The following is a 25,378-nucleotide window of genomic DNA, read 5'->3' on the forward strand; positions in this document are numbered from 1 at the left end:
GGGCGGACCCCTAGCGTGACCACTGCTGCAGCGCAGCGTTCTTCCGGAAGTCCCAGCTGACCACCTCGTCGGCCGCGATCCGCAGCCACGCGTGCCGGCCGTCGGCCGTGAAGTGATCGCCACCCATGCATTTGCGCGCGAACAGCAGTTCCGCGGCCGCAACCCGGCTGTCGGGCGTGGCGGTTCGCGGAACCTCGCCCACCATCTCCGCGACACCGCTGATCTCCACGCCGCGCAGTTCGTGGAACTGCTCGCCTGCATCGATCACGACCGCGACCCGCGGATCACGACGCAGATCGGACCAGCGCCTGCTGCGCACGATCGAGTTGAGCCACAGGGATTCTCCGTCCCACACGAACCAGAGCGGAGCCACGTGGGGGTGCCCGTCCGGCGCTGTGGTCGCGACCCGGCACGTCCGCTCGTTCGCGAGGAACTCGGCCACCTCCTCGCCGCTCATCGCGATGGTCTTACCCCGGCGCTGCGTCATCGTTGCCTCTTCCGAGAAACCCCAGCGCCCCTCGGTCACCGCCCACCCCTGCACGTCCGCCGCCGCGCCGAGCGCCTGGACGGCCCGCAGGCTCTCGCGGACCGCAACGGGAGACGCGTCGCAGATCTCGTCCGCCATCACGAGCGCCTCCCGCAGTGCCGCACCGGGTTCGGTGACGGCATTGACCACGCCCAAGTGATACGCCCGCTGCGCGTCGAGCATCCGGCCGGTGATCAGCAGCTCGCGAGCGACGTTCACCGGCAGCGCGCGTGGGGCGCGGAACAGCGCACCGGAGCTCGCGACGAGGCCCCGTCTCACCTCGGGGAGACCGAAGCGCGCGGCAGCCGAGGCGACGATCAGGTCGCAGGCCAGCGCGAGTTCGAACCCGCCTCCGAGCGCGTACCCCTCCACCGCGGCGATCAGCGGCTTGCTCCGCACCCGACGGATCAGTCCGTACTCGCCGCCCCGCGGCATCCGCAGGTCTGCGCGCTCCCTGATGTCGGTGCCCGCCGAGAACACGGTCGGGGTACCGGTCAGGACGCCGGCCCAGAGCTCGGGGTCGTCGTCGAGAAGGTCGAACGCCGCTTCCAGCCCCATCGCCGTCTCACGATCGATCGCGTTGCGCCGGCTCTCGCGCTCGATGCGCACGACCAGCACCGACCCCTTCCGCTCCCACGACACCGTCGGCGTTCCGTCCACCCCGACCACCTCCGCTCACAAACTTGGACTCGAAGCTAAAGATAGATGTGGGTCTAGATTTTGGAGGACGATTCGGCGATATTCGAAACCGGGCGGTCGTACGACGGCACGGAGCGGTTGCCGTGGACCGAAGCCGCAGGCAGATAGGGTCGAAGTGGAGCAACAGCGGACAGCGGGGTCACGGAAGTCGATGAATCAGGACCAGAAGATGTCCCGCCGCGAGCGGAACAAACACGAGACGCGCGAACGTCTCCTCGACGCCGCGAGCACCCTGTTCGCCGTGCGCGGGGTGATCGACACGACCGTCGAGGAGATCGCCGATGCCGCGGGCGTCTCCCGAGCGACGTTCTTCAACTACTTCCCAGGCAAGGACGTGATGCTGGCCGGACTCCACACCCGGCACATGGATCTGCTGTCCGCCGTCATCTCCGATCTGCTCGCTCGGGATCTGACGACCGAGCAACGCATCCACGGCCTGTTCGAGGACTTCGTCGCCGCCACCGAGCAACTTCCGGGGTACCTGCGCGCGGTGACGGGCGAACTCGAACGAGACCTCGCGACACCGGAGATCAGCGTCGGGCGGACGGAGCGTTTCAACGACGAGATCCTGCGCATCCTGGAACCGGGCCTGGCTCGCGGCGAGGTCCGAACGGACTACCCACCGCGGTTCCTCGCACAGATGATCGCCGCCGTCTACGTCTCCACCATCCGGTACTGGCGCCAGGACCCCGAGTTCGACCTCACCGACGGATTCCGGAAGGCCGCGAGCTACGCGGCGGAGTCGCTCGTCCCGCGAGACTGAGCAACACGCATGTCGGATTCGCGAAGTTTGTCCACGAAAACCATCCGACCGGTAGATTCTCGAATGTCGGGACTTGTCGATCAACCAGTCGAGGTGGGGACGCGGGGGACAGCGATGATGGATGACCGGGAAATCATCACACGCCGTGAGGAACGGAAGCGGCAGACACGAGGCCGATTGATCGAGGCGGGACGGGCACTGTTCACGCAACAGGGCTTCGATCGGACCACCATCGACGACATCGCGATGGCGGCACACGTGTCCCGCGGAACGTTCTTCAACTACTTCGACAGCAAGGACGCGGTGCTGTCGGCGCTGCACCAGGGACACATGGACAAGCTGCCGGGGATAATCGACGATCTGTTGGCCCGGGATCTCACCACCGCCGAACGAATCCACTCGCTCTTCAACGACGTCGTCGAGGCCGCCGTGACGCTCGAGCAGTACTTCCGGGCGACCACCCGGGAGCTCGATCGGGACCTCGCGACACCCGCGATCAGCTCTGCCCGCACCGAACGGTTCATCGTCGCGTTCGGCCGGATTCTCGAGGCCGGCATCGACAAGGGCGAGGTCCGACAGGACTACCCGCTGCGCTTCCTCTCGCAGATGGTGACCGCCGTGTACGTGACCACGATCCGCTACTGGCGTCAGGACACCGTCTTCGACATGGAGTTGGAGTTCGCACGCGCCGCCGCGTTCATCGCCGAGGCCGTCGCCCCGCGCTGAGGAGAACCCGTCCGGCCCGAGGGGGGGTTCGGGCCGGACGGGCGATCGGGGGTGCTAGGCGGCGTCTTCGGCCAGTTCCACGACCAGCGCGGCGCCGGTCTTCTCCTGCACCTCTTCGACGGTGACATCGGGTGCGAGTTCACGCAGCACCAACGTGCCGTCCGCGACGTCGATGACCGCGAGGTTGGTGATGATGCGCTGCACCACCGCCTGACCGGTCAACGGCAACGAGCACTGGTCGACGATCTTGGCGCCGCCATCGCGGTCGGTGTGTTCCATGACCACGATGACGCGCCGGGCACCGTGCACCAGATCCATGGCGCCGCCCATACCCTTGACCATCTTGCCCGGCACCATCCAGTTGGCCAGGTCCCCGTTCCGGGAGACCTGCATGCCACCGAGGACCGCGGTGTCGATGTGTCCACCGCGAATCATGCCGAACGACAACGCCGAATCGAAGAACGCCGCACCCGGGTTCACCGTTACTGTCTCTTTGCCCGCGTTGATCAGGTCGGGATCGACCTTGTCCTCGGTCGGGTAGGGACCGGTGCCCAGGATGCCGTTCTCCGAGTGGAGAACCACCTTCACCCCTTCGGGGAGGTAGTTGGGGATCAAGGTCGGCAGGCCGATCCCCAGGTTGACGTACTCGCCGTCGATCATCTCGGCCGCGGCGCGCGCGGCCATCTGCTCACGTGACCAGCTCATGCCGACACCGTCCGCTTCTCGATTCGCTTGTCCTGCAGACCCGTATGCACCACCCGCTGGACGAACACGCCCGGCAGGTGAACCTGTGCGGGATCGAGTTGGCCCGGCTCGACCAGCTTCTCGACCTGCACGATGGTGGTCCGGCCGGCCATCGCGGCCAACGGGTTGAAGTTCATCGCGGTCTTGTTGAACACGAGATTGCCCTCGGTGTCACCGATCTCGGCGTGTACCAGCGCGTAGTCCGCGACGATGGACTCCTCGAGCACGTACGTCCTGCCACCGAACGTGCGCGTCTCCTTCGGCGGCGACGCGATCGCCACCGAGCCGTCGGCGTTGTAGCGCCACGGCAGACCGCCCTCGGACACCGGGGTGCCCACACCGGCCGGCGTGAAGAACGCGGGGATCCCGGCGCCGCCGGCGCGCAGACGCTCGGCGAGCGTGCCCTGCGGCGTCAGCTCCACCTCGAGCTCACCCGACAGGTACTGCCGCGCGAACTCCTTGTTCTCACCGACATACGACGCGGTCACGCGCCGGATCTGACCGGCGGACAACAGGATTCCCAGACCGTGGTCGTCCACGCCGCAGTTGTTGGAGAACACCTCGAGTCCCGTGACACCGCGGTCGGCGAGACCGGCGATCAGCTCGGTCGGGATGCCGCACAGACCGAATCCACCGACCGCGAGCGAAGATCCGTCGACGATGTCGGCGACGGCCTCGGCTGCCGTTGCGAAGACCTTGCTCATCGGGCATCACCGATGGCGGGCAGAATACGAGCACGGACCTCGCCGAAACCGATGCGTCCGCCGTTCGCGCCGGGCGCGGTCGCGGAGATCGAGATCTCGTCGCCGTCCTGGATGAACGTGCGCTGCTCGCCGGCAACCTCGACGGGTTCGGCTCCGCCCCAGGTCAACTCGATGAAGGCGCCTCGTTGATCCTTCTCGGGACCCGAGATGGTGCCGGAACCGAACAGGTCACCCGTGCTCGCGGCGGCACCGTTGATGGTGGTGTGCGCCAGCATCTGTGCGGGCGACCAGTACATCTGGGCGTAGGGCGGACGGGACACGACGTCGCCGTTCCACTCGACCTCGAGATCGATGTCCAGGCCCCACTTCTCCTCGCCCTGCAGGTACGGCAGCGGCGTCGGATCCTGGACCGGGGTGTCGACGCGGGCGGCCTCGAGCGCCAGCAGCGGAACGACCCACGGGGAGATGGACGTCGCGAAGCTCTTGCCGAGGTTCGGGCCCAGCGGGACGTACTCCCACACCTGGATGTCGCGGGCCGTCCAGTCGTTGAGGATCACGGCGCCGAAGCAGTGCTCGGCGAACTGGTCCGGGGTGATCGAGGAACCCAGCGGCGAACCCACACCGACGATGAAGCCCATCTCGGCCTCGATGTCGAGGCGGATCGACGGACCGAACGACGGCGCGGCATCGGCGGGAGCCTTGCGCTGACCGCACGGACGCACGATGTCGACACCCGACACCACGACGGTGCTCGAGCGGCCGTGGTAGCCGACCGGCAGGTGCTTCCAGTTCGGCATCAGCGCAGCCGAATCCGGGCGGAACAGCTTGCCCAGGTTGGTCGCGTGGTTCTCCGACGCGTAGAAGTCGACGTAGTCGGCGACCGCGATCGGCAGGTGCATCGTGACGGCGTCGACCGAGAGGACGGCGTCGTCGGCGATCTCGCCGGACACCAGTTCGGTGATCTGCGCGCGCACCGCGACCCAACGGTCCCGGCCCTGGGCCATGAACGCGTTGAGGGTCGGCTGGGCGAAGGTGTCGTCGCCGAGTGCCTTCGCGAGGTCGACGACGCTGTCGCCGACGCGCACACCGACCCGCGGGTCCGTATCGGCGGTCGAGAACACGCCGTAGGGCAGGTTGTCGAGACCGAACAGGGAATCGGCAGGAATCGAGATGACGGTCATGCGAGGGGTCCTTCGTCGATCGAGGTGAAATCCACCGGACCCGTAGGCGCGGAGGGCCCGGTGGATGATTGGGGCACCAGGCCGAGGCCGACCAGTTCGGTCAGCGGGTCACTGATGCTGCAGGTGCCGAAGGACAGGAAGCGCGCGCGCAGCGCGTCCACGTCCTCGGCCGACAGCCCGTCCAGGTCGGCTGCCACACGTGCACCGTCACGCTCGGCGAGCGTCGCGGCGATCTCCTCGACGCTCGCACCGGCGGCGGCCCGATGGGTCGCCAGCATGACGTTGAGGAAGCCGTGCTGCTCGAATCCCGTGTCGGGGTCCGTGTTCCGTACCGCGTGGTGCAGTCCGGCGGTCGCCTTGAAGCGCACGCCCGACGTCGCCACGGTGCGGATGGCCGCGGCCAGTTCGGCCTCGTCCGGGTACGCGGTCGCGACGACACCGCCGGTGCGGAACTTCGCGGCGTACTGCGTGCCGGCCAGGCCGGCCAGGATCTCGGCGCGGCGGTCGTCGCGCGGAACCTCGACGAAGATGTCGACACCCGGTGCGATGGCGGCGATCTCGTCGAGCGCCGCGAGCAGTGCGGCCGCGGACTGTCCCTCGGGCACGGCGATCTCCATCGCGACCAGCTTCGCGCCGTCGATGGCGCGCAACTGCTCGAGCGCGGCGGGGACGGCGTCGGTGCCGCCGGGCACGGTGAGGCTCAGCGCGAGCTCGCCGTCCTGCCCGGCAGCCTTCTCGCCGAGGATCGACGGTAGCTCGCCGAGCCGCGGGGCCGGAAAGACGAACGGCCCCACCAGTGCAGCGTGGTCACTGCGCTCGTGCGCGAGGTGGGCGGGCACCGCGGCGTCCATCGGCGCATTCCCCGGAGGGAACAGCGCCGCGTCGTCGCACAACCCTGCCAGCAGCGGAGAGATCGTCACTTGCCGGGCCCCCGTCCGGACCAGGACCAGGGGTAGGCCTCGTCCTCGCACGCGAGGGCGCCCTCACCGAGCTCGAGCGGACGGAACGTGTCGACCATGACCGCGAGCTCGTCGAAGAACTCGACGCCGATGCTGCGCTCGTACGCGCCCGGCTGCGGGCCGTGGGCGTGGCCGCCGGGGTGGATCGAGATCGACCCCTGGCCGATGCCCGAACCCTTGCGGGCCTCGTAGTCGCCACCGCAGTAGAACATGATCTCGTCGGAGTCCACGTTCGAGTGGTAGTACGGCACCGGGATCGCCAGCGGGTGGTAATCGACCTTGCGCGGCACAAAGTTACAGATGACGAAGTTGTTGCCCTCGAACGCCTGGTGCGCCGGCGGCGGCTGGTGCACGCGGCCCGTGATGGGCTCGTAGTCGGAGATGTTGAACGTGTACGGGTACAGGCAACCGTCCCAGCCGACGACGTCGAACGGGTGGTTCGGGTACACCATGCGGGTGCCGACGATCTCGCCACCGGCGCGGTGCTTCACGAGCACCTCGACGTCCGTGCCCTCGGCGACCATCGGCTCGGTCGGTCCGTGCAGGTCACGTTCGCAGAACGGGGCGTGCTCGAGCAGCTGCCCGTACTTGGACAGGTAGCGCTTGGGCGGAACGATGTGGCTGTTGGCCTCGATTGCGTACGCGCGCAACGGCTCCGGACCCTGCGGCACCCAGCGGTGCGTGGTCGACATCGGGATCAGGACGTAGTCGCCCTGGCGCGCGTGCAGCGCACCGAAGACGGTCTCGACGATCGCCTCGCCGGACTCGACGTACACCATCTCGTCGCCGAACGAGTTGCGGTACAGCGGCGACTCCTTGGCCGCGACCACGTACGACAGCCGCACGTCGGCGTTGCCGAGGATCAGCCGGCGCCCGGTGACCACGTCGGTCTCGGCCCAGATCTCCTCGGGGAAGAGGTCGTGGAGCTTGAGGTGCCGCGGCTTGAGCGGGTGGTTCGGGGTGGTGCCCTGGTCGCGCAGCTCCCACACGGTCGCATCGACGATGGCCGACGGGATGTGGCGGTGGTAGAGCAGCGAGGAGTCCGAGGAGAAGCCCTCCTCGCCCATCAGCTCCTCGAAGTAGAGCTGGCCGTTCTCGTCCCGGTGCTGGGTGTGACGCTTCGGCGGAATGTTGCCGAGCTGTCGGTAGAACGCCATGACCGGCCTCCTGAGTGCTCGCGCCCGGATCGCTGCCCGGGCTGTGGTCGTCACCTTCGGTGGAACAGCAGCGCGGTATCGATCACCGCCGCCGGCTCGCTCCGAGGTTAGTAAACAGATTAACTAGTTTCGGTGCGTGAGCGCAACCACACGAGCGGTCTCGTCTCGGTATCCCCGGTATCCCCGCTCCCCCCGAGTACCCCCTCCCCCGCGATTTGCGCACTTATCGGCCCCGGGACGGCGTCGCGGACACCGATAAGTGCGCGAATCGCGAAGGGAGTGGGGGGTGACGCGCGTGTGTCAGTTGCGTCCGCGAACGTCGAACTGGCTGCGATTGGTGATCAGCTTGTCGAGCAGCATCACGAGAATGTGCTGCTCAGCCTCGGTGAGAACGCTCGCCCATGCGTATTCGCGTTCGTTGTGCTCGCGGTAGGTGGCGGCCATCTCGGCGCGACCCTTCTCGGTGAGCGAGAGCTGGACCGAGCGGCCGTCGTGCTCGTCCGGGGACCGATCGAGCAGACCGCTCGCCACCAGGGTCTTCGTCAGATTCGATACGGCGGCGCGGCTCATGCCGGTGAGCTTGGCGGCGCTCTTGGGTTCGATCGGACCGGCCAGCCACGTCACGAACAGCAGGCGGAAGGTCGACCACGACAACCCGCGCGGACGGTGCACCGACGACTCGAGGTCGTACGTCACCACATTCGCGGCCCGGTTGAGGGTGAGTAAAACCTGCGTGGCGAGTTGATGGGTGGAACCGTACTCGGTGCTCAGGCGCCGATTCGCGAGATCGATGAACGACCAGAAGTCGAGATCGCCGGCCTCCGGCTCCGCAGCGTCCCCCGCAGCCCGGCCGTTCCGCCCGTCATCCCCGCTCATGCGGTCACCCTATCGCGGCGGGCAGTCGTCGCCGTCAGCTGCGACAGTCGTCGAATCCTCACCAAATTAGTATATCTGTTAACTATTTGATCAGCGCTTCCCTGACCGAGTGCCCACCCCGTGGATCGGGTCCACCGCGTTCGACCACCTGACCCGTAAAGTCGGCGCAAAGGCCCCGGAGCACGGGGTCGAGCCCGCACGACAGGCCCGACGACCCCCGGACAGGACGGATATGAGCACGCTGCAGACCCTCGATCGTGGGCTGCGCGCGCTCGACGTCGTCGCCCAGTCGCAGGCCGGCATCTCGGTGGCCGACCTGGCCAAGGAACTCGATGTCCACCGGGCCATCTGCTACCGCATCGTCGCGACGCTCGAGGCGCACTCGCTGGTCACACGCACCGACGACGGACGCATCCGGCTCGGCGTCGGTGCCGCGATCCTCGCGTCCCGCTTCGAACCGCAGTTCTCCGGCGACGTGCAACCCCTGCTGTACGCCCTCGCGAACGAGACCAAGGCCACGGCGTTCGTCTCCGCAGCTCAGGGGCAGAACTGCGTCGTGATCATGGTGGCCGAACCGGAGGGCACGCTGCTGCGGGTCGGGTACCGCGTCGGCAGCAGCCACCCCCTCGACAAGGGCGCCGCGGGTATCGCGATCCTCGCGCTGCGTCCCGAGCAGTCGAACGACCCCGACCCGGTGCGTCAGGCCCGCGCCGACGGCTACAGCCTCACCCGCGGCCAGCTCGAACACGGCGCGGTGGGCATCGCGTCGGGCATCGCGCTGCCCCCGGGCTTCGGGTCGAGCACCGGCCTGGAACGCAGCGTCGGCGTCGTCGCGATCGACGGCCTCGACACCGACGGCGCCGCCGCCGCGGTGAAGCGCACCGCGCGCGAGATCGAGACCCGCATCAGCGTCCGAGGCGCCTGACCGCCGGGGCCTTCCGGCCCCCACCCACCCCGCACCCGCGCGTTTCGCGCACTTATCGGTCCGACGCAGGCCCTCCCGAGACCGCCAAGTGCGCAAATCGCGAACGGGGGCGGGGTCGCGTACCCCCCGCGACCGGCGATTCCGGGGTCGCTCGCCCTACCACAGAACAGACCACTCGCGTCGTTATTTGAGGCCTACTTGACCCCGAATGTGACCGCACTTACTCTGTGCGGAGTTCGCTCACCGATACACGATGTGCGCTATTAGTAACTTCGCAGATGAGCGCAGTTTTCAGACAGACGGAGATGCCAGTCATGAGCGTGTGCCCGATCGACCACACAGCCCTGCAGAACGCCGGCCGCGCTGCGGCCATGTCCAACACCGGGTGCCCGGTTTCCGCGAATGCCGCCGCCTTCGACCCGTTCACGGGCCCGTACCAGGTGGACCCTGCGGCGTCGCTGCGCTGGTCGCGCGACGAGGAGCCGGTGTTCTTCAGCCCCGAAACCGGCTACTGGGTCGTCACCCGGTACGAGGACGTCAAGGCCGTGTTCCGCGACAACATCCTGTTCTCGCCCTCGATCGCGCTCGAGAAGATCACCCCCGTCTCCGACGAGGCGACGGCGACGCTCGCCAAGTACGACTACGCGATGTCGCGCACCATGGTGAACGAGGACGAACCCGCGCACATGCCGCGCCGCCGAGTCCTGATGGATCCGTTCACCCCCAAGGAACTGGTCCACCACGAACCGATGGTCCGCCGCCTCACCCGCGAGTACGTGGACCGGTTCATCGAGACCGGTCGGGCCGACCTCGTCGACGAGATGCTGTGGGAGGTCCCGCTCACCGTCGCGCTGCACTTCCTCGGCGTGCCCGAGGAGGACATGGACGAGCTGCGCAGCTACTCGATCGCGCACACGGTCAACACGTGGGGCCGGCCCGCACCCGAGGAGCAGGTCGCGGTCGCCGAGGCGGTCGGCAAGTTCTGGCAGTACGCCGGCCAGGTACTCGAGAAGATGCGCAAGGATCCGTCGGGCCACGGCTGGATGCCGTTCGGCATCCGCATGCAGAAGGAGCTGCCGGACGTCGTCACCGACTCCTACCTGCACTCGATGATGATGGCGGGAATCGTTGCGGCACACGAGACCACGGCGAACGCCTCGGCGAACGCGTTCCGCCTGCTGCTCGAGAACCGCAGCGTATGGGAGGAGATCTGCGCCGATCCGAGCCTGATCCCCAACGCCGTCGAGGAGTGCCTGCGCCACTCCGGTTCGGTCGCCGCCTGGCGCCGCCTGGTCACCGCCGACACCACGATCGGGGGCATCGACATCCCCGAGGGTTCGAAGCTGCTGATCGTCACCTCGTCCGCGAACCACGACGAGCGCCACTTCGACAATGCCGACGACTTCGACATCCGCCGCGAGAACTCCAGCGACCACCTGACGTTCGGGTACGGCAGCCACCAGTGCATGGGCAAGAACCTCGCCCGCATGGAGATGCAGATCTTCCTCGAGGAGTTCACCAAGCGCCTGCCGCACATGGAGCTCGTCCCGGACCAGGAGTTCACCTACCTGCCCAACACGTCGTTCCGTGGACCGGACCATGTTCTGGTGCAGTGGGATCCGGAGAAGAACCCGGAGCGCACCGATCCGTCGATCCTCGACAACCGCCAGCCGGTGAAGATCGGTGAACCGTCCAAGACCAACATCTCCCGGACCGTGACCGTCGACGCGATCACCCCGGCCGCCGACGGCGTCGTGCGCGTGACCCTGTCGGATCCGTCGGGCAAGGCGCTGCCGAAGTGGACCCCGGGTTCGCACATCGACATCGACCTCGGCGACCTGTCCCGGCAGTACTCGCTGTGCGGCGATCCGAACGACCTGTCCACGTACGAGATCGCGGTGCTCGAGGAACCCGAGAGCCGCGGCGGGTCGCGCTACGTGCACCGCACCCTCGAGGCCGGCCACACGCTGAAGATGCGCGGACCGCGCAACCACTTCAAGCTCGACCCCGACGCCGAGCGCTACATCTTCGTCGCGGGCGGCATCGGCATCACGCCGATCATCGCGATGGCCGACCATGCCAAGGCCACCGGCAAAGACTACGAGATCCACTACTGCGGGCGCGATCGCTCCACGATGGCGCTGCTCGACCGGCTGATGGCCGATCACGGCGACCGCACCACGGTGCACGCGAGCTCCACCGGCAACCGCCTCGACATCCCCGCCCTGCTCGACGTCCCGGTCGACGGTACCCAGATCTACTCGTGTGGACCGGAACGCCTGCTCACCGCGCTCGACGAGGCCAGCGCCCACTGGCTCGAGGACTCCCTGCACGTCGAACACTTCACATCCAATCTGGCCAAGCTCGACCCGGCCAACGAGCACGCGTTCGAGGTCGAACTGCGTGACTCGGGTTTGACCCTCCAGGTCGCCGCCGACCAGACGGTGCTCGACGCCCTGCGTGCGTCGAACATCGACATCCAGAGCGACTGCGAGGAGGGGCTGTGCGGATCGTGCGAAGCCCCCGTCCTCGACGGCGAGGTGGATCACCGCGACATGGTGCTCACCAAAACCGAACGGGCTCAGAACAAGTCGATGATGACCTGCTGCTCTCGCGCATGCGGCACCAAGATCAGCCTCGCGCTCTGACCCACCTCCCCCTCTTCTTCAGCACCCGAAAGGATCCGTAATGGGATCACCGACAGTCTCTGCGCCGGCCGGCCCGGCTCGTAGCGACCAGCCGCCCAAGTCGAGCTTCAAGCGCGTCCTCACCGGCAGCATGGCCGGTGCCGTGCTCGAGTGGTACGACTTCGCGATCTACGGCATCCTCGCCGCGACCGTCCTCGGCCCGCTGTTCTTCCCCGGCGACGACGGCGTCGCGAAGCTGCTGCTGGCGCTGGCGACCCAGGGCCTCGGTTTCATCGCCCGCCCGTTGGGCGGCATCGTCTTCGGCCATCTCGGCGACAAGTTCGGCCGGAAGCCGATGCTCGTCACGACGTTCATCATGCTGGGCACCGCGACGGCCGCGATCGGCCTGCTGCCGACCTACGACCAGATCGGCATCTGGGCCACGGTCGCACTCGTCGTGCTGCGTATGATCCAGGGCTTCGCGCTCGGTGGCGAGTTCGGCGCCGCGGTGCTGCTGGTCAGCGAGTACGGCGAACCGAAGAAGCGTGGCTTCTGGGCGTCCTGGCCGCAGGCCGGTGCCCCGATGGGCACGGTCCTCGCGACCGTCGTCGTCTCGGTCCTCGGCTTCTTCCTCACGGACGACGCGTTCGACCAGTGGGGCTGGCGTGTGGCCTTCCTGTTCGCGATCCCGCTGCTGATCGTCGGCTTCTGGGTGCGTCGCGGTGTCGAGGAGTCCCCGGTCTTCAAGGCCGCGCAGGAGCAGGCCGCCAAGGCCCCGCAGGCCGACGAGCGTTCGAGCATCCTCGAGGCGCTGCGCCGTCCGCGCGCCGTCCTGATCGGGCTCGGCATGCGTCTGGGCGAGAACATCGCGTTCTACGTCTACACCGTGTTCGTCATCGCCTACGCCACGACGTACTTCGACTTCCACCGCGGCGCCATCATCATGGCCGTCACGTTCGCGTCGCTGTTCCAGTTCGTCGGCATGATCGGCGGCGGCGCGTGGTCCGACCGCATCGGCCGCCGGAAGGCGATGCTCGTCCCCGCGATCATCCTCGTGGTGTGGGCACCGGTGTTCTTCTGGCTGGTCCAGCTCGAGAGCCTGCCGATGCTGTGGCTGGGTGTGTGCGTGGGCGCGTTCTTCCACGGCATGCTCGCCGGCCCGGAGGCCGCCTGGATCACCGAGCTGTTCCCGACGCGCTACCGCTACGCCGGTTCGTCGCTGGTGTTCCAGGGCTCGTCGATCATCGCCGGCGCGCCGGCCCCGTTCATCGCGGTCTGGCTGATCGACAACTACGGCGTCGGTATGGTTATCGGCTACCTGGTGATCACGATGGCGATCACGGTGATCGCGCTGTTGTTCAGCCGCGAGACCAAGGGCGTGGATCTCGACGAGGTCGCGTGACCGATGAGAATCGGTCGGTGACGCCGACCTAGACATCCGGGCCCCGGCCCCGATCCCGACAGGGGTCGGGGCCGGGGCCCGGCCCGTTCGTCACACCGCTACAGACAGGAGAAGTCGAATGACCATCGCTCACAAGCTGGTCGGACACGGCCCCGTGAAGGTGATCGCGCTGCACGGCTGGTTCGGCACGTCCGAGGGCTGGGGCATGCTGCCCGAGTTGATCGACACCGACGCGTACACCTACGCCCTGATCGACTACCGCGGCTACGGCGCGCGACGCGACGAGGCGGGCGAGTTCACGCTCGAGGAGATCTCCGCGGACACCCTCGCGCTGGCCGACGAGCTGGGCTGGGACCGCTTCGCCCTCATCGGGCACTCGATGGGCGGCGCCGCCGCGCTGCGCGTGCTCGCCGACGCCCCCGACCGGGTCACGGCGGTGATCGGCGTCAGCCCCGTTCCCGCGTCGGGCGTGCCGTTCGACGACGACACCGCGGCACTGTTCGGCGGCGCCGAGAACGAGGACGGCAACCGGTACGCGATCCTCGACTTCACCACCGGTAACCGGCAGTCCGCGACGTGGCTGCGGCAGATGACGCAGTTCTCGGTGGACTTCACCACCCGCCCGGCATTCGGTGCGTACCTGCGTTCCTGGGCCGGGGCCGACTTCGCCGCGGAGCTGCCGCTGACGTCCATCCCGGTCAAGACGATTGTCGGCGAGCATGATCCGGCGCTGGGCGCCGAGACGATGAAGGCCACCTGGATGACGCAGCTGCCGCAGTGCGAGCTGGACGTCCTCGCGAACGCGGGCCACTACGCGATGTTCGAGGCGCCGGTCGCGATGATCACCAGCATCGAGGCCGTGCTCTCCGAGCTGAAGTGAGCTGACACCGTCCGTGGCGACGCCGGCACCCCGCAGACGGGGTGCCGGCGTTGCCGTGTCGGATCCGAACTCGTTGCCGGTCAGGGCTTGCCGGTGAAGACCGGATCCTCGAACGAGCGACGGGATCGGACCCAGGAGGGGTCCAGGCCGTCGTCGATCACCTCGGTCACGGACTCGTCGAACACCACGATGCGGTCCGCGATGCGCCACTGTCCGTCGCGCCGCTCGAAGCGGTCGACGTAGCGGCACTTGATGGTTGCGCGGGCCTGCGGCGCCCCCGGGGTCTCGGGGGTCTCGGGGGCCTGGCGCAGGTAGCACAGGCAGTACGACTCGACGTGCGCCGCATCGCCGTCGAGGTCGATCAGCACGTTGGTGATGTAGTGCATCGACGAGTCGATCGTCGCGTGCCGGGACTTCATGTCCTCGATCAGGCCGTCGACGGTGCCGATGTAGCCGCCGTGGTTGTCGATAGCGTCGGGGAAGTAGCAGTCGGCCACCCGCTCGAAGTCCTTGCGGTCCACCGCCCGCGCGTAGCGGTACAGGACCTCGGTGATCTCCTGCTTGTCGAGCAATGACATTGGTTCTCCTGTCGGATTCACCAGCGGGCCCCGCCGACGTCGTTGTCGGCAGGGCCCGTGGTCGGTCGTCTGTCTAGTCGACCCGCAGTTCGATGCCCTTGGTCTCCTTGACGAAGAAGATCGCACCGAGGGTGAGCAGCGCGCAGAACACGAAGTAGAAGGCCGGCGCCAGGTTGTTGCCGGTGACGTCGATCAGCCACGTCGCGATGAACGGGGCCGTACCACCGAGGGCCATGTTGGTGATGTTGTTGCCCAGGGCGAGACCGCTGTAGCGGACCGACGCCTTGAGCATCTCGACGTACGTCACGTACGACGCACCGTTGACCACCGACACCGCGATGAACAGCACCGACTGGCCGACGACCGCCTGCCAGATGCTGCCGCCCGCCATGAGCATGAACATCGGGACGCCCAGCACGACCGCGGCGACGGTGCCGGTGAACAGCACCGGCTTGCGGCCGTAGCGGTCGGCCAGGTAGCCCGCGATCGGCAGCGTGATGACACCGAGGACCAGCGCCAGCGACGTGGACAGGAACGCGACGGTGGACGACTGCCCGCCGGCCTTCTGCAGGTAGGTGGCCGCGTACACGGAGGCGATGTAGTAGCCGCCGGTGATGAGCGCACCCAGGAAGATGATCTTCACGAGCGAGCCACCGGAGGTGGTGAGCAGCTCCTTGACGGGCACCTTCGCCGTCTCGCCCTTGTCCTCGAGCTCCTTGAACTGCGGGGTGTCCTCCATGTGGTTCCGGATCCAGATGCCGACCACGCCGATGACGACGGAGAGCAGGAACGGGATACGCCACGCCCACGACAGGATCTGGTCGTGGGTGAACACCGAGGTGAGCGCCAGCGCGGTCAGGGACGCGACGAGCGAACCGATGTAGGTACCCGAGTTGACCATCGACGTCTGGAAGGCGCGCCACTTCGCCGGCGCGGACTCCGACACGAACGCATTGGCGCCGCCCAGCTCGCCGCCGGCCGCGAAGCCCTGCAGGCAACGCGCCAACACCAGGATCGCGGTCGCCCACACACCGAGGGTGACGTAGGTGGGCATGAGGCCCATCGCCGCCGTCGCGACGACCATCAGCAGGATGGTCCAGGACAGGGCGTTCTTGCGGCCGTACTTGTCACCGATGTGGCCGAAGAAGATGCCACCGGGCACCCGCAGGAAGAACGCGACCGCGAACGTCGCGAACGTGCCGAGCAGCGCGGCGGTGTCGTTCTCCGAGACGAAGAACAGCGACGCGATGATCGTCGCCATGTAGCCGTAGATACCGAAGTCGTAGTACTCGACGACGGTGCCCACGATCGCGGCACGAACCACCTTGACGGTGGACTGCGGGGGCTTGGCCTGCACGGGGTCGGGTCCTCGGGCGGGCTCGGAGCTACGAACCTCGTGCTCCGCAGTGTCGTTTACAGGCATGGGGGGTCCTTTGAAAGTCTCTGGTGTGCAACACGCTTGACCGGTGTCAGATTCCTGCAGTTGTCATTGCCGTGGACGTCTCCGACTCGCCGCGGGCGGTTCGCGCCGCGTTGATACCGGCGAGTCTGCCCATGGTGAGGGCGTTGGCCACGGCGTTTCCGCCGCCCACGTACCGGAGTCCGAGAATTCCGGCCCCGGCCTCCCCCGCGGCGTACAGCCCGTCGATCGGTCGACCCGTCTGATCGAGGACAGCGGCGTCGCTGTCGATCTCCACGCCCGCGTGTGTGCACACGAGCTCCGCGGGAAGCATCCGAACGGCGTAGAACGGACCCTCGTCGATCGGGTCCGGGTGTGCGGTCGAGCCCTTGTTCGCGAGCGTGCGATGACGCAGGAAATCGTCGTCGACGCCGTTCGGGAGTTGCTCGTTCCACCGCGAGACGGCCGCCTCGAGGGCATCGGCCGGCACGTCCATCGCCCCGGCGAGTTCCGCGAGGGAGTCGGCCCGGAGCGTGCGCCCGGAGTCGGCCTCGTCGAGAACCCGCTCCGGAATCCAATCAGTATATCCCCCAGGCAGATTCACGCGCGCCTTTTCGTCGAAGACGGCCCACGCACCGCCCTCCTGCGCGTCGATGATGCCGGTCGAGACCGCGTACGACGCGTCCTCGTCCATGAAGCGTCGACCGTGGCCGTTGACGTAGATCCGCGACTTCGGCGGGAATCCCGACTGCCAGTGGTGGAACCGCTGGAAGTACGCGGTGGGCAGCATCAGTCCCCAGCCCTCGCCGGTGACGGCCGCGGACACCTGCTCGCCGAACTGCAGGTGATCGCCCCGGCTGCCGGGTGCGGCCACCACGAACAGCGACTGTCCGGCCCGGTTCGCGATCGGGTAGAAGCGCCCGACCAGCTCCGGGTTCTGCGCAAACCCGCCGGTCGCGATCACCACCGCGCCCGCCCGGACCTCGATGTCGTCCGCGACCACACCGACCACGCGGTCGTCCTCGACGATCAGCGACTGGACGCGGGTGTTCAGGATCGCCTCGATGCCGTGCTCGCGGCGGGCCTTGTCGAGCACCTGGACCAGCCCGTAGCCCTGATCCTTCGGCACGTGACCACGCCAGACGTCCTCGACGCCGGCCTGGCACAGGCCGGGCATGTGGGCGTTGGCGGACTCCCGCGCCGGGATCTCCACACCCAGATCGATCAGCCACTCGAGCGTCGGGCCCGCGTGCTCGCAGAACGCGCGGACCAGGCCCGGCTTGAGCATCCAGTGGTTGAGGTCCATGTAGTGCTGGAAGAACTTCTCCGCCGTGTCCTCGATGCCGAGGCCGCGCTGGACGCTGGTCCCGGCCGCGGTGAACAGACCGGCCGACAACTGCGTGGAACCACCCAGTTCGGATTCGGACTCGAACAGCAGCACCGACGCGCCCTGCTCGGACGCGGACACCGCCGCCGCGAGTCCTGCTCCGCCGCCGCCGATCACGACGACGTCCCAGTTGTCTTCACTCATGAGAGGACACCTCCCGATTCTTCGAGGATCCGGTGGTACAGCCCGTTGGAGACCAGGCCGCCGTCCACCGTCACCTCGCTGCCGTTCATGTACGTGGATCGGTCGGACAGCAGGAACAGCACCGCGTCCGTGATCTCGTCGACCGTGCCCATACGGCCGGCCGGAATGCTCTGCAGCGACGCCTCGATGAAGGCATCCGCTCCCCCGACGAGAGCGGTGCCGACCAGGCCAGGGTGCACCGAGTTGACCCGGATACCCCACTTCGCGAACTGCCCGGACGCCGACTTCGACAGTCCCGTCAGCCCCCACTTGCTCGACGCGTACGCGGGCGAGAAGTAGCCGACCTGACCGGAGATCGACGAGATGTTCACGATCGATCCGCCGCCGCTGTCCCGCATCAGCGGGGCGGCGGCCTTCATGCCGTAGAACGGGCCGAACAGGTTGATTCGCATGGTCAGCTCCCAGATGTCGTCCGGGGTGTCCATGAACTCGAGCCGACGGCTGATGCCGGCGTTGTTGACCAGACCGCCGAGTTCGCCCTTGCCGGAGCGGATCTCGTCGATCACCCGCGTCCAGGCCGCGGGGTCGGCGACGTCGAGATGGTGCGCCGACGCGCTGCCGCCGGCGGCCTCGATCTCGGCCAGCACCGCGGAGGTGTCGGCGACGTCGGCGAGGCAGACGTGCGAGCCCCGCGCGGCCAGCGCCCTGGCGTGGTTGGCACCCATGCCGGCGGCGGCGCCGGTGACGAGGACGACGCCCGGGTACGTGGCAGGAGTGGAGCCTGCGGAATGACCCATCGACCCTGCATCAGACATGGCGCGAGCCACCGTCGACGGCGATGGAGTGACCGGTGACGTAGCGGGCGCTGTCCGAGAGCAGGAACAGCAGCGGTCCGAAGACCTCTTCCGGCGAGCCGAGGCGGTGCAGCGGCACCACGTTCAGGGCGTGCGCGAGCGCGGCGGGATCCTCGCGGACCCAGCGGGTCATCTCGGTGTCGATGTAGCCGGGTGCGATCGCGTTGACGCGAATGCCCTTGTCGCCGAGTTCCACCGCGAGCGACTCGGTGAGGTGCGCGACGGCGGCCTTGGACGTGCAGTAGGCACCGCGGCCGCGGCGGATGCGCAACGCGGACACCGACGACATGTTGACGATCGCGCCGCCGACCTCCATGTGCCGCGCCGCGGCCTGGGCGCCGAACAGCACGCCCTCGACGTTGACGTCGAGCGTCGCCGCGATCTGCTCGGGTGTGATCTCCTCGACCAGTGCGAACGGGAAGATGCCCGCGTTGTTGATCCAGAAGTCGATGCGCCCGAACTCCTTCAGCGCGATCTGCGCGAGGGCCTCGTGCTCGTCGGCCTTCGTGACGTCGATGCGGGCACCGACGACGCGACCCGGCTTGTCGGCCAGCGCCTTCGCGGCCAGCTCGTCGTTGATCTCCTGCGCGGTGGCCGTCATCTGATCTTCGTTGATGTCGGCGCCGACGACGTTCACGCCGCGCGTGGCCAGACCGGCCGCGAAGGCGGCGCCCATTCCGCGGGCCGCACCGGTGACGACTGCGACCTTGCCCGCCATCTCCGGGTACAGCGCCAGCATCTGCGTGGCGTCGGTGCGTCCGGGGTTCTGGGTATCGGCGTTCTCGGTCATGATGTCTGGATCCTCCAAAGCAAATGTCTACAAAAAGATTTCGAGGCGCGGGCGCCCCTGATGTTCGAACCGAACGGTCAGGCTGCTGTGTCGCCGCCGGCACCGCTGCCGCCGCTGTCGTCCCTTCGGACGGCGCGACGCGCGATACGCCACTGCCCGCCCGCACGCACCACCCGGTCGGTGACGGTGGTGAACCGCACCAGGCGGGAGTCCCCGCCGATCCGCGTCGCGATGATCTGCAGGTAGGCACGGACCGCGAGTTCGTCCTCGCCGATCCGGTCGATGAGGATGTTGGTGAGCACGTGGCGGTGGGCTTCGCCCGCCGTCGACGCGGCCGTGAAGAACGCCCGGGCGAACTCGGTGAGCGCCGCGGTACCGACGACCGGCGCGGGGTAGCTGGGCGAGTGGAACTCGCCCGTCTCGGTGAACGTGGCCGCCCACTCCGCCGCGAACCCCTCGTCGATGAGGTGGCTCTGCCGGCCGTACAGCTGGTGGATCTCCACGAAAGCCACTGCACCGACCTCACCGTTGCCAGTTCCGCTCATGACACGAACTCCTTCGGCAGTCCCCTGTTCGGGGATTGCACCGTCTACCAATGTGTGCGATAATCGAACGCGTAGTGCGATTAAGGTGAAGCGTAGGTGGCTCACCTCACACACGTCAAGGGAGGGATTCATGGCATCGGTCCGATCCGATGAGAAAACGAGCGAAACCCCGGGAACGACCAGCGGTGTCCAGCTCGATTCACGGATGTCGAAGACGCTGCACAACGGGCTCGAGATCCTCGAGCTGCTCACGCAGCACAAGTACGGGCTGACGGTCACCGAGATCGCCGACGGAATCGGCGTGCACCGAACCGTCGCGGACCGGCTCGTGCGCACCCTCGAGGCACACCGCCTGTGCCGGCGCACCGCGAACAAGCGCATCCTGCTGGGCTCGGGGCTCGTCTCGCTGGCGAGTTCGGTGGAGCAGGATCTGCGCGAGCTGGCGCGGCCGATTCTCGAGGAACTCGCGGACGCCGTCGAGGCCACCGCGCACCTCGCGGTCCGGGACGGCGAGGACCAGGTCCGCGCCCTCATGGTCGTCGAGCCGCGCAATTCACGCGCCCACGTCGGATTCCAGGCGGGTCAGGTCGATCCGATGAACCGCGGCTCTGCGGGCCTGGCCATGCTCGCGGCGATGCCGCCACGGGAAGGGGAACGCCTGGAGGTCACGCGTGCGCGCCAACGCGGATTCGCGGTGACGTCCGGCGAGGTGACCCACTCGGTCACCGGCATCTCGGCCGCGCTGCCCAATCGTCGGCCGGACGACCTCGTCAGCATCGGCGTCTCGGTGTTCGACTCGTCCGAGGAACAGAGGCTGGGCGAGGCCGTCATGGCCGCGGCACGACGGCTCTCAGCACTGCTGCTGCGTTGAGAGATCCGGTGCGGGTCAGCGAGAGCCCCTGGCCCGCACCGCAAGTCCCGCGATCAGACACACCGCGGCGACACTGCTGAGCACCAGCGGGCTCAGCGACCAGCCGCCCGTGTGGGTCGCGACGGCCGCAACCAGCGGCGGACCGATGATCGACCCCGCGTTGGACACCTGCACCACCAGGCCGTTGACGGGCCCGATCTCGCGCGGACTCCGGGCCGCGCCGGGTACCGCCGCGAACACCGCGGCCGGCAGCAGGCCGCCGAGGAGCGCGAAAGCCACTGCCGCAGCGTAGGACAGGCCGAACGGCGCCCATCCCGCGTAGATCACGACGGAGGCGGCGCCCATGGAGGTGGCCGCGACGGCGATCAACGATCCGGGGCGCACTCCGCGATGCAGCAGCACCCCGGCACCGATGTTGCCGACGATGTTGCCCAGCACCACCAGCGCCGTGAGCACCGCGGCCGAGCCGTCGGACCGACCGCCGGCGGCGTACATCGTGGGCAGGAAGCCGATCACCGCGAGGTACTGCAGCGAGTAGGTTCCGAAGGCGAGCGCGATCAGCATGGCGGTCGAATTGCGCCACACGCGTGACGGTTTCGACTCCGGGTCGGCACCGGACGAAGACTCACCACTGGACGTCTTCGGTACGACGGCGAGTACCAGCACCGCACACACCACCAGGGCGGCCGCGTTGACGCCCCACAGCCCGCGCCAGCCGATCGCGCCGATCACCCACGGTCCGGCGACGATCGCCACGAACTGGCCCAGCGGCATGTAGATCCCCCACATGCCCAGCGCCAGTCGGCGATGCTCCGCCGCCGCGGCCGAGGCGATCAGTGCCGGCGCCGACACCGCGACGCCCATGAACCCCAGGCCCTCGAGGATCCGGGAGAACAGCAGTACCGGGGTGGACGGGGAGACCGCGCCGAGCAGCGCTCCGGCCGCGAGCACGGTCAGCGCGAGCGTCAGCATGCGGCGTCTGCCCCAACGGTCGACGAATCCGCCTGCGGCACTGCCGAGCAGCGCGCCCACGAACGTGTACGACGACAGGAGCACCCCGGCCGCGGTCAGGCTCATGCCGAGGTCGTCGCGCACCGTCGGCAACGCGACGATGACCTTGCCGACCTGGCTCGCGGCGAGCACGCCTGCGAGCAGCGCGATCACCACCACACCCCACGCAGACGAATCCAGCGCCGCCGGCTGCTGCCGGACGGCGCTGGATTCGGAGACTTGCTCAGGCACCGACGGCGGCATCCGCGTTCTCGTCGGCGGGCACGGTCAGCGACGGATCGGTGGCGGCCGCGATGGCCTCCTCGAACTCGCGCTGCCCCACCTGCGAACCGAGCACCAGCGCGAGGCGGGTCAGGAAGCCCTCGCGGTCGTTCTCGCCCACCTGGTCGAGCGCGTCGGACAGGCCCATCCACACGTTCTCGCGGCGCAACTCGGCCGGGTCGATCGCGGGCCCGTTGTCGACGGCAGCCGACGCACCGGCCGGGGCGCTCCCCAGGCTCAGGTGGCGCACGACGTCGTCGATCCGTCCGACACCGTCGACGCGGCACAGCAGCACGCCGTCGGGACGGATCACGAACACCTCGCCGTCGCGGGCACCGAGCGCGGCGACGGTCTGTCCGTCGGCGTCGGGAACCACCGCAACCGACACGGCGGATTCCTCGGGGGTATCCGAGCCGATCAGGATCGCGCGCACCGACTCCGGTGCCAGCGCACCGGCCAGGGTCGCGGTGGCGGCGGCCAGCGCCGCGGCGTCGACATGCACGCCGAGGACCGCGAAACCGGTGCCGCGCAGGATGTTCAGCGACGTCTCGGTGCCGTCCGCGGTCTGCACCCGGCGGTCCTCGACGGGATCACCGGCGGCGACTCCGTCGGCGTCGGCCGGGGTGGGCCACGTGAGCGGCGAGATCCGCGCGTTGGTGGCGCTGGACTGGCGCGGGTTGATCAGGTGGCTGAACTCGGGGCGGGTCACCGACAGCGCGAGGATCGCGTCGCGCGTCGTCTGGTAGCCGTGGCTGCCGGGCGACATGATGAGCGTGCTCTTGCCGGCGTTGGCGACGTTCTGCCGCCACGCGTCGTGCCGCTCCACCGAGTACGCCTGCAGGAGTTCGGGAGTGGCGTTTCCGTGGATCACGGCGGCCAGCTGCCACGCGAGGGTCTCGGCGTCCTCCATGCCCGAGTTGAGGCCGCGCACACCGAAGATCGGCACCAGGTGCGCCGCGTCGCCGGCGAACAGGATGCGGCCGTGCGTGAAGTCCTGCAGCGCGAGCGCGCGGGCGCTGTAGAAGCCGTGCCACTCGAGCGTCCACGGCAGGTCGTTCTGCAGCCACTCCAGGTGCCGGGTGATCCGGTCGCGGATCCGGTCTTCCTGCGTCTCGAGCTCGGCGTCCTCCGACGGGTCGAGCTGGTAGTCGATGCGCCAGATGTTCATGGGCTGCTTGTGCATGATGATCGTCGAGCCCGGGTTGCTCGGTGGATCGAACCAGACCATGCGCTCGGCCGGCAGTTCCGATTCCCAGTGGATGTCGGCGATCACGTAGCGGCCGTCGTAGTTGTTGCCCTGCATGCGGAGACCGGCGAGCTCGCGCATCCGGCTGCGGCCACCGTCGGCGGCCACGACCCAGCGGGCGCGCAGATGGCGCTTGCCGAACGCGGTGTCGATCTCGAGGGTCACCTCGTCGTCGGCGCGGAGCACGCCCGCGATGCTCGCGGACCAGTGCAGCGTGATGAGCGGGTTCGCCTCGAGCGTGTCGACCATGATCTGCTCGAACTCGGACTGCGAGACGTTGATCATCGGCGGCCGGACGTCGTGGTCGGCGTTGCGCATCTGGAAGTGCAGCACCTGCCGGTCGCGGTAGAAGCTGCGACCGCCGACCCACGGCAGCACGATCTTCTCGAGCTCGGCGCCGAAGCCGAGGCGCGCAGCGGCCTCGAGGCTGTGGCGGGAGATGCAGATGGCGCGGCTGCCGAACGACACCTGGTCGGCCGCTTCGAGGATCGTGACGGGGATGCCGCGCTGGGCCAGGCCGAGGGCGACGGCCATGCCGACGGGTCCGGCGCCGACGATGACGACCGGGAGGGTCTCGTCGGCGGCGGTCATGGACTCGAAGTTCGAGGCCGGGTACTTCGGGGGCTGGTAGTAGGTCGACATGGTCTACACAACTTCCTGCGGGGACGGACGGGAGGACTGGGTACCGGGCACCTTCAGCAGCAGGATGCTGGCGAGGCTGATCAGGGCGATCAGCACGAAGTAGCCGGTGATCGCGAGCGATGTCTCGAAGCTCGCGTACAGCGCGGTGGCGATGATCGGGGCGAGGCCGCCGCCGAGGATGGCGCCGATCTGGTAGCCGAGGGAGGCGCCCGAGTAGCGGATCGCCGGGGGGAACAGCTCGGCGAACAGCGCGGACTGCGGGCCGGCGCAGCAGCCGAGGGTGAAGCCGAGCGCGATCATCGCGACGACCATCACCGGCAGCACGGCGGTGTCCATCAGCGGGAAGAAGACGGCGGCGGCGATCACCAGCGCGATCGAGCTGCGGACGTAGACCGTCCGCCGGCCCAGGGTATCGGACTTCCACGCGCTGAACGCCATGCCGGCCATCCAGAATGGGCACGAGCTGATCAGCAGGAACAGCATCGTGGTCTTGCTGAAGCCGAGTTCGGACTCGCCGTACTTGAGGACGTAGACCATGTACGCGTAGGCGATGCCGTTGGTGGCGATGAACGTGCCGCCGGCCAGCAGGACGGTCTTCCAGTGCTTGGTGAGGACCTCGACGATGGGCAGCTTGTCGGGCTTGCCGTCGTCCTTGGAATCCTTGGACTCCTGGAACTCGCTGCTCTCCTCGAGGCCGAGGCGGATCCACATCGCGACCAGGACGAGGACGGCACTGAGCAGGAACGGGATGCGCCAGCCCCACGCCTTGAACGTCTCGTCGCTCATGAACGCGGTCAGCGGCAGGTACACGAGGTTTGCCACGAGGACGCCGGCCGGCACACCGATCTGGGGTGCGGCGCCATAGAGGCCCTTGCGGCCCTCGGGGGCGTTCTCGGTGGCGACCAGGACCGCGCCGCCCCACTCGCCGCCCACGCCGAGACCCTGGATGAAGCGCAGCGTCACCAGCAGGATGGGGGCGAAGACGCCGATCGCGTCGTAGTTGGGGAGCACACCGATGCCGACGGTCGCGAAGCCCATGAGCAGCAGCGAGATGACGAGCATCGACTTGCGTCCCACGCGGTCACCGAAGTGGCCCATGACGACGCCACCGATGGGGCGCGCGATGAATCCGACGGCGAGGGTCGCGAACGAGGCCAGCGTGCCGGCCAGATCCGACGAGTTCGGGAAGAACTGGTGACCGAGTACCAGGGCGGCAGCGGTGCCGTAGATGAAGAAGTCGTACCACTCGATCGCGGTGCCGACGAAGCTGCCCAGCGCGGCCTTGCGGGCCTTGCGGTGCAGCACCTGCGGCGGGGTCGCCGTCATGGTTGCCGTCATGAGTTCGGTGCCTTTCACATCTGGAAGCGCAGGGAAGGAACCACCCGCACGCGCGCCGACGAAGCGGCCTGCAGGACATCTTGACCTGGATCACATCGCGTGAAAAGCGCAAGAAGTCGGGGTGAATACCCACAAAACCTGTG

The 25,378-nt window shown here is 68.2% G+C and carries 23 protein-coding genes; 7 read left to right on the top strand and 16 right to left on the bottom strand.

The window, feature by feature from the left end:
• Positions 1-10 precede the first annotated feature (10 nt).
• Entirely contained in the window at positions 11-1,186 is a 1,176-nt protein-coding gene (locus DEU38_RS29705) for an enoyl-CoA hydratase-related protein (protein WP_114723255.1), read from the bottom strand.
• A gap of 190 nt (positions 1,187-1,376) precedes the next feature.
• On the opposite strand from DEU38_RS29705, the gene DEU38_RS20340 reads away from it, so the two are divergent.
• Both DEU38_RS20340 and DEU38_RS20345 read left to right on the top strand, forming a co-directional pair.
• Positions 1,377-1,988 carry a TetR/AcrR family transcriptional regulator gene (locus DEU38_RS20340; protein WP_114723256.1) on the top strand — a complete coding sequence of 204 codons (612 nt, stop codon included), beginning with the start codon at positions 1,377-1,379 and terminating at the stop codon, positions 1,986-1,988.
• Between the two features lie 177 nt (positions 1,989-2,165).
• Complete coding sequence (locus DEU38_RS20345; RefSeq protein WP_258558048.1) at positions 2,166-2,714, top strand: TetR/AcrR family transcriptional regulator; 549 nt, start codon at positions 2,166-2,168, stop codon at positions 2,712-2,714.
• Positions 2,715-2,768: 54 nt separating this feature from the next.
• Here the strand turns inward: DEU38_RS20345 and DEU38_RS20350 are convergent, their stop codons facing one another.
• From DEU38_RS20350 to DEU38_RS20375, 6 genes are all read right to left on the bottom strand, one after another.
• Positions 2,769-3,419: a CoA transferase subunit B gene (locus DEU38_RS20350; RefSeq protein ID WP_114723212.1), complete on the bottom strand. Its 651-nt coding sequence runs from the start codon at positions 3,417-3,419 to the stop codon at positions 2,769-2,771.
• Complete coding sequence (locus DEU38_RS20355) at positions 3,416-4,162, bottom strand: CoA transferase subunit A (protein WP_114723213.1); 747 nt, start codon at positions 4,160-4,162, stop codon at positions 3,416-3,418. Before DEU38_RS20355 ends, DEU38_RS20350 begins: the two co-directional genes overlap by 4 nt.
• Complete coding sequence (fahA, locus tag DEU38_RS20360; protein ID WP_114723214.1) at positions 4,159-5,343, bottom strand: fumarylacetoacetase; 1,185 nt, start codon at positions 5,341-5,343, stop codon at positions 4,159-4,161. The genes DEU38_RS20355 and fahA overlap by 4 nt, the downstream gene beginning before the upstream one ends.
• A complete protein-coding gene (locus DEU38_RS20365; RefSeq protein WP_114723215.1) occupies positions 5,340-6,263 on the bottom strand; it encodes a hypothetical protein in 924 nt (307 codons plus the stop codon). Before DEU38_RS20365 ends, fahA begins: the two co-directional genes overlap by 4 nt.
• Positions 6,260-7,459 carry a homogentisate 1,2-dioxygenase gene (locus DEU38_RS20370; RefSeq protein ID WP_114723216.1) on the bottom strand — a complete coding sequence of 400 codons (1,200 nt, stop codon included), beginning with the start codon at positions 7,457-7,459 and terminating at the stop codon, positions 6,260-6,262. The genes DEU38_RS20365 and DEU38_RS20370 overlap by 4 nt, the downstream gene beginning before the upstream one ends.
• 300 nt (positions 7,460-7,759) lie before the next feature.
• Positions 7,760-8,335 (bottom strand): MarR family winged helix-turn-helix transcriptional regulator, encoded by a 576-nt coding sequence (locus DEU38_RS20375; protein ID WP_114723217.1) that lies wholly within the window; start codon positions 8,333-8,335, stop codon positions 7,760-7,762.
• 232 nt (positions 8,336-8,567) lie between these two features.
• On the opposite strand from DEU38_RS20375, the gene DEU38_RS20380 reads away from it, so the two are divergent.
• The 4 genes from DEU38_RS20380 (at position 8,568) to DEU38_RS20395 (ending at position 14,169) form a co-directional block, all read left to right on the top strand.
• Positions 8,568-9,260, top strand: coding sequence for an IclR family transcriptional regulator (locus DEU38_RS20380; protein ID WP_114723218.1), 693 nt, complete (start codon positions 8,568-8,570; stop codon positions 9,258-9,260).
• A gap of 314 nt (positions 9,261-9,574) precedes the next feature.
• The gene (locus DEU38_RS20385) at positions 9,575-11,908 is read left to right on the top strand and encodes a cytochrome P450/oxidoreductase (RefSeq protein WP_114723219.1); all 2,334 of its coding nucleotides are present in this window, start codon (positions 9,575-9,577) and stop codon (positions 11,906-11,908) included.
• A gap of 40 nt (positions 11,909-11,948) precedes the next feature.
• Positions 11,949-13,289, top strand: coding sequence for an MFS transporter (locus DEU38_RS20390; RefSeq protein ID WP_114723220.1), 1,341 nt, complete (start codon positions 11,949-11,951; stop codon positions 13,287-13,289).
• A 118-nt stretch (positions 13,290-13,407) separates the two neighbouring features.
• Positions 13,408-14,169 (top strand): alpha/beta fold hydrolase, encoded by a 762-nt coding sequence (locus DEU38_RS20395; RefSeq protein ID WP_114723221.1) that lies wholly within the window; start codon positions 13,408-13,410, stop codon positions 14,167-14,169.
• Positions 14,170-14,249: 80 nt separating this feature from the next.
• Here the strand turns inward: DEU38_RS20395 and DEU38_RS20400 are convergent, their stop codons facing one another.
• The 6 genes from DEU38_RS20400 to DEU38_RS20425 all read right to left on the bottom strand — a co-directional run bounded on the left by DEU38_RS20400 (position 14,250) and on the right by DEU38_RS20425 (position 19,866).
• Entirely contained in the window at positions 14,250-14,747 is a 498-nt protein-coding gene (locus DEU38_RS20400; RefSeq protein WP_114723222.1) for a nuclear transport factor 2 family protein, read from the bottom strand.
• Positions 14,748-14,820: 73 nt separating this feature from the next.
• Entirely contained in the window at positions 14,821-16,170 is a 1,350-nt protein-coding gene (locus DEU38_RS20405; protein WP_258558051.1) for an MFS transporter, read from the bottom strand.
• 46 nt (positions 16,171-16,216) lie between these two features.
• The gene (locus DEU38_RS20410) at positions 16,217-17,677 is read right to left on the bottom strand and encodes an FAD-dependent oxidoreductase (RefSeq protein ID WP_114723224.1); all 1,461 of its coding nucleotides are present in this window, start codon (positions 17,675-17,677) and stop codon (positions 16,217-16,219) included.
• On the bottom strand, positions 17,674-18,474 hold the full coding sequence (locus tag DEU38_RS20415) for an SDR family NAD(P)-dependent oxidoreductase (protein WP_258558052.1): 801 nt from the start codon (positions 18,472-18,474) through the stop codon (positions 17,674-17,676). Before DEU38_RS20415 ends, DEU38_RS20410 begins: the two co-directional genes overlap by 4 nt.
• A gap of 10 nt (positions 18,475-18,484) precedes the next feature.
• Entirely contained in the window at positions 18,485-19,321 is an 837-nt protein-coding gene (locus DEU38_RS20420) for an SDR family NAD(P)-dependent oxidoreductase (protein ID WP_114723257.1), read from the bottom strand.
• A gap of 77 nt (positions 19,322-19,398) precedes the next feature.
• The gene (locus DEU38_RS20425; protein ID WP_114723226.1) at positions 19,399-19,866 is read right to left on the bottom strand and encodes a nuclear transport factor 2 family protein; all 468 of its coding nucleotides are present in this window, start codon (positions 19,864-19,866) and stop codon (positions 19,399-19,401) included.
• A gap of 205 nt (positions 19,867-20,071) precedes the next feature.
• Between DEU38_RS20425 and DEU38_RS20430 the strand changes: the two genes are divergently transcribed.
• A complete protein-coding gene (locus DEU38_RS20430) occupies positions 20,072-20,737 on the top strand; it encodes an IclR family transcriptional regulator (protein WP_258558053.1) in 666 nt (221 codons plus the stop codon).
• Between the two features lie 15 nt (positions 20,738-20,752).
• Here DEU38_RS20430 and DEU38_RS20435 read toward each other — a convergent pair whose 3' ends face one another.
• The 3 genes from DEU38_RS20435 to DEU38_RS20445 are packed head-to-tail and all read right to left on the bottom strand — an operon-like array spanning position 20,753 to position 25,235.
• Positions 20,753-21,979, bottom strand: a complete 1,227-nt coding sequence (locus DEU38_RS20435; RefSeq protein WP_114723258.1) for a CynX/NimT family MFS transporter — start codon at positions 21,977-21,979, stop codon at positions 20,753-20,755.
• Complete coding sequence (locus DEU38_RS20440; protein WP_114723228.1) at positions 21,972-23,897, bottom strand: FAD-dependent oxidoreductase; 1,926 nt, start codon at positions 23,895-23,897, stop codon at positions 21,972-21,974. The genes DEU38_RS20435 and DEU38_RS20440 overlap by 8 nt, the downstream gene beginning before the upstream one ends.
• Positions 23,898-23,900: 3 nt before the next feature.
• Positions 23,901-25,235: an MFS transporter gene (locus tag DEU38_RS20445; RefSeq protein ID WP_114723229.1), complete on the bottom strand. Its 1,335-nt coding sequence runs from the start codon at positions 25,233-25,235 to the stop codon at positions 23,901-23,903.
• Between the last annotated feature and the right edge of the window lie 143 nt (positions 25,236-25,378).

This window comes from Rhodococcus sp. AG1013 (assembly GCF_003350365.1).
Lineage (GTDB): Bacteria > Actinomycetota > Actinomycetes > Mycobacteriales > Mycobacteriaceae > Prescottella.

Excerpts from the sequence above, each read along its gene's own strand:
- DEU38_RS20420 (WP_114723257.1), bottom strand. The coding sequence starts at position 19,321 with ATGACCGAGAACGCCGATACCCAGAACCCCGGACGCACCGACGCCACG.
- DEU38_RS20390 (WP_114723220.1), top strand. The coding sequence starts at position 11,949 with ATGGGATCACCGACAGTCTCTGCGCCGGCCGGCCCGGCTCGTAGCGAC.
- DEU38_RS20405 (WP_258558051.1), bottom strand. The coding sequence starts at position 16,170 with ATGCCTGTAAACGACACTGCGGAGCACGAGGTTCGTAGCTCCGAGCCC.
- DEU38_RS20350 (WP_114723212.1), bottom strand. The coding sequence starts at position 3,419 with ATGAGCTGGTCACGTGAGCAGATGGCCGCGCGCGCCGCGGCCGAGATG.
- DEU38_RS20425 (WP_114723226.1), bottom strand. The coding sequence starts at position 19,866 with ATGAGCGGAACTGGCAACGGTGAGGTCGGTGCAGTGGCTTTCGTGGAG.
- DEU38_RS20410 (WP_114723224.1), bottom strand. The coding sequence starts at position 17,677 with ATGAGTGAAGACAACTGGGACGTCGTCGTGATCGGCGGCGGCGGAGCA.
- DEU38_RS20430 (WP_258558053.1), top strand. The coding sequence starts at position 20,072 with ATGTCGAAGACGCTGCACAACGGGCTCGAGATCCTCGAGCTGCTCACG.
- DEU38_RS20385 (WP_114723219.1), top strand. The coding sequence starts at position 9,575 with ATGAGCGTGTGCCCGATCGACCACACAGCCCTGCAGAACGCCGGCCGC.
- DEU38_RS20415 (WP_258558052.1), bottom strand. The coding sequence starts at position 18,474 with ATGGGTCATTCCGCAGGCTCCACTCCTGCCACGTACCCGGGCGTCGTC.
- DEU38_RS20370 (WP_114723216.1), bottom strand. The coding sequence starts at position 7,459 with ATGGCGTTCTACCGACAGCTCGGCAACATTCCGCCGAAGCGTCACACC.
- fahA (WP_114723214.1), bottom strand. The coding sequence starts at position 5,343 with ATGACCGTCATCTCGATTCCTGCCGATTCCCTGTTCGGTCTCGACAAC.
- DEU38_RS20380 (WP_114723218.1), top strand. The coding sequence starts at position 8,568 with ATGAGCACGCTGCAGACCCTCGATCGTGGGCTGCGCGCGCTCGACGTC.
- DEU38_RS20400 (WP_114723222.1), bottom strand. The coding sequence starts at position 14,747 with ATGTCATTGCTCGACAAGCAGGAGATCACCGAGGTCCTGTACCGCTAC.
- DEU38_RS20375 (WP_114723217.1), bottom strand. The coding sequence starts at position 8,335 with ATGAGCGGGGATGACGGGCGGAACGGCCGGGCTGCGGGGGACGCTGCG.
- DEU38_RS20440 (WP_114723228.1), bottom strand. The coding sequence starts at position 23,897 with ATGTCGACCTACTACCAGCCCCCGAAGTACCCGGCCTCGAACTTCGAG.
- DEU38_RS20395 (WP_114723221.1), top strand. The coding sequence starts at position 13,408 with ATGACCATCGCTCACAAGCTGGTCGGACACGGCCCCGTGAAGGTGATC.
- DEU38_RS20445 (WP_114723229.1), bottom strand. The coding sequence starts at position 25,235 with ATGACGGCAACCATGACGGCGACCCCGCCGCAGGTGCTGCACCGCAAG.
- DEU38_RS20355 (WP_114723213.1), bottom strand. The coding sequence starts at position 4,162 with ATGAGCAAGGTCTTCGCAACGGCAGCCGAGGCCGTCGCCGACATCGTC.
- DEU38_RS20340 (WP_114723256.1), top strand. The coding sequence starts at position 1,377 with ATGAATCAGGACCAGAAGATGTCCCGCCGCGAGCGGAACAAACACGAG.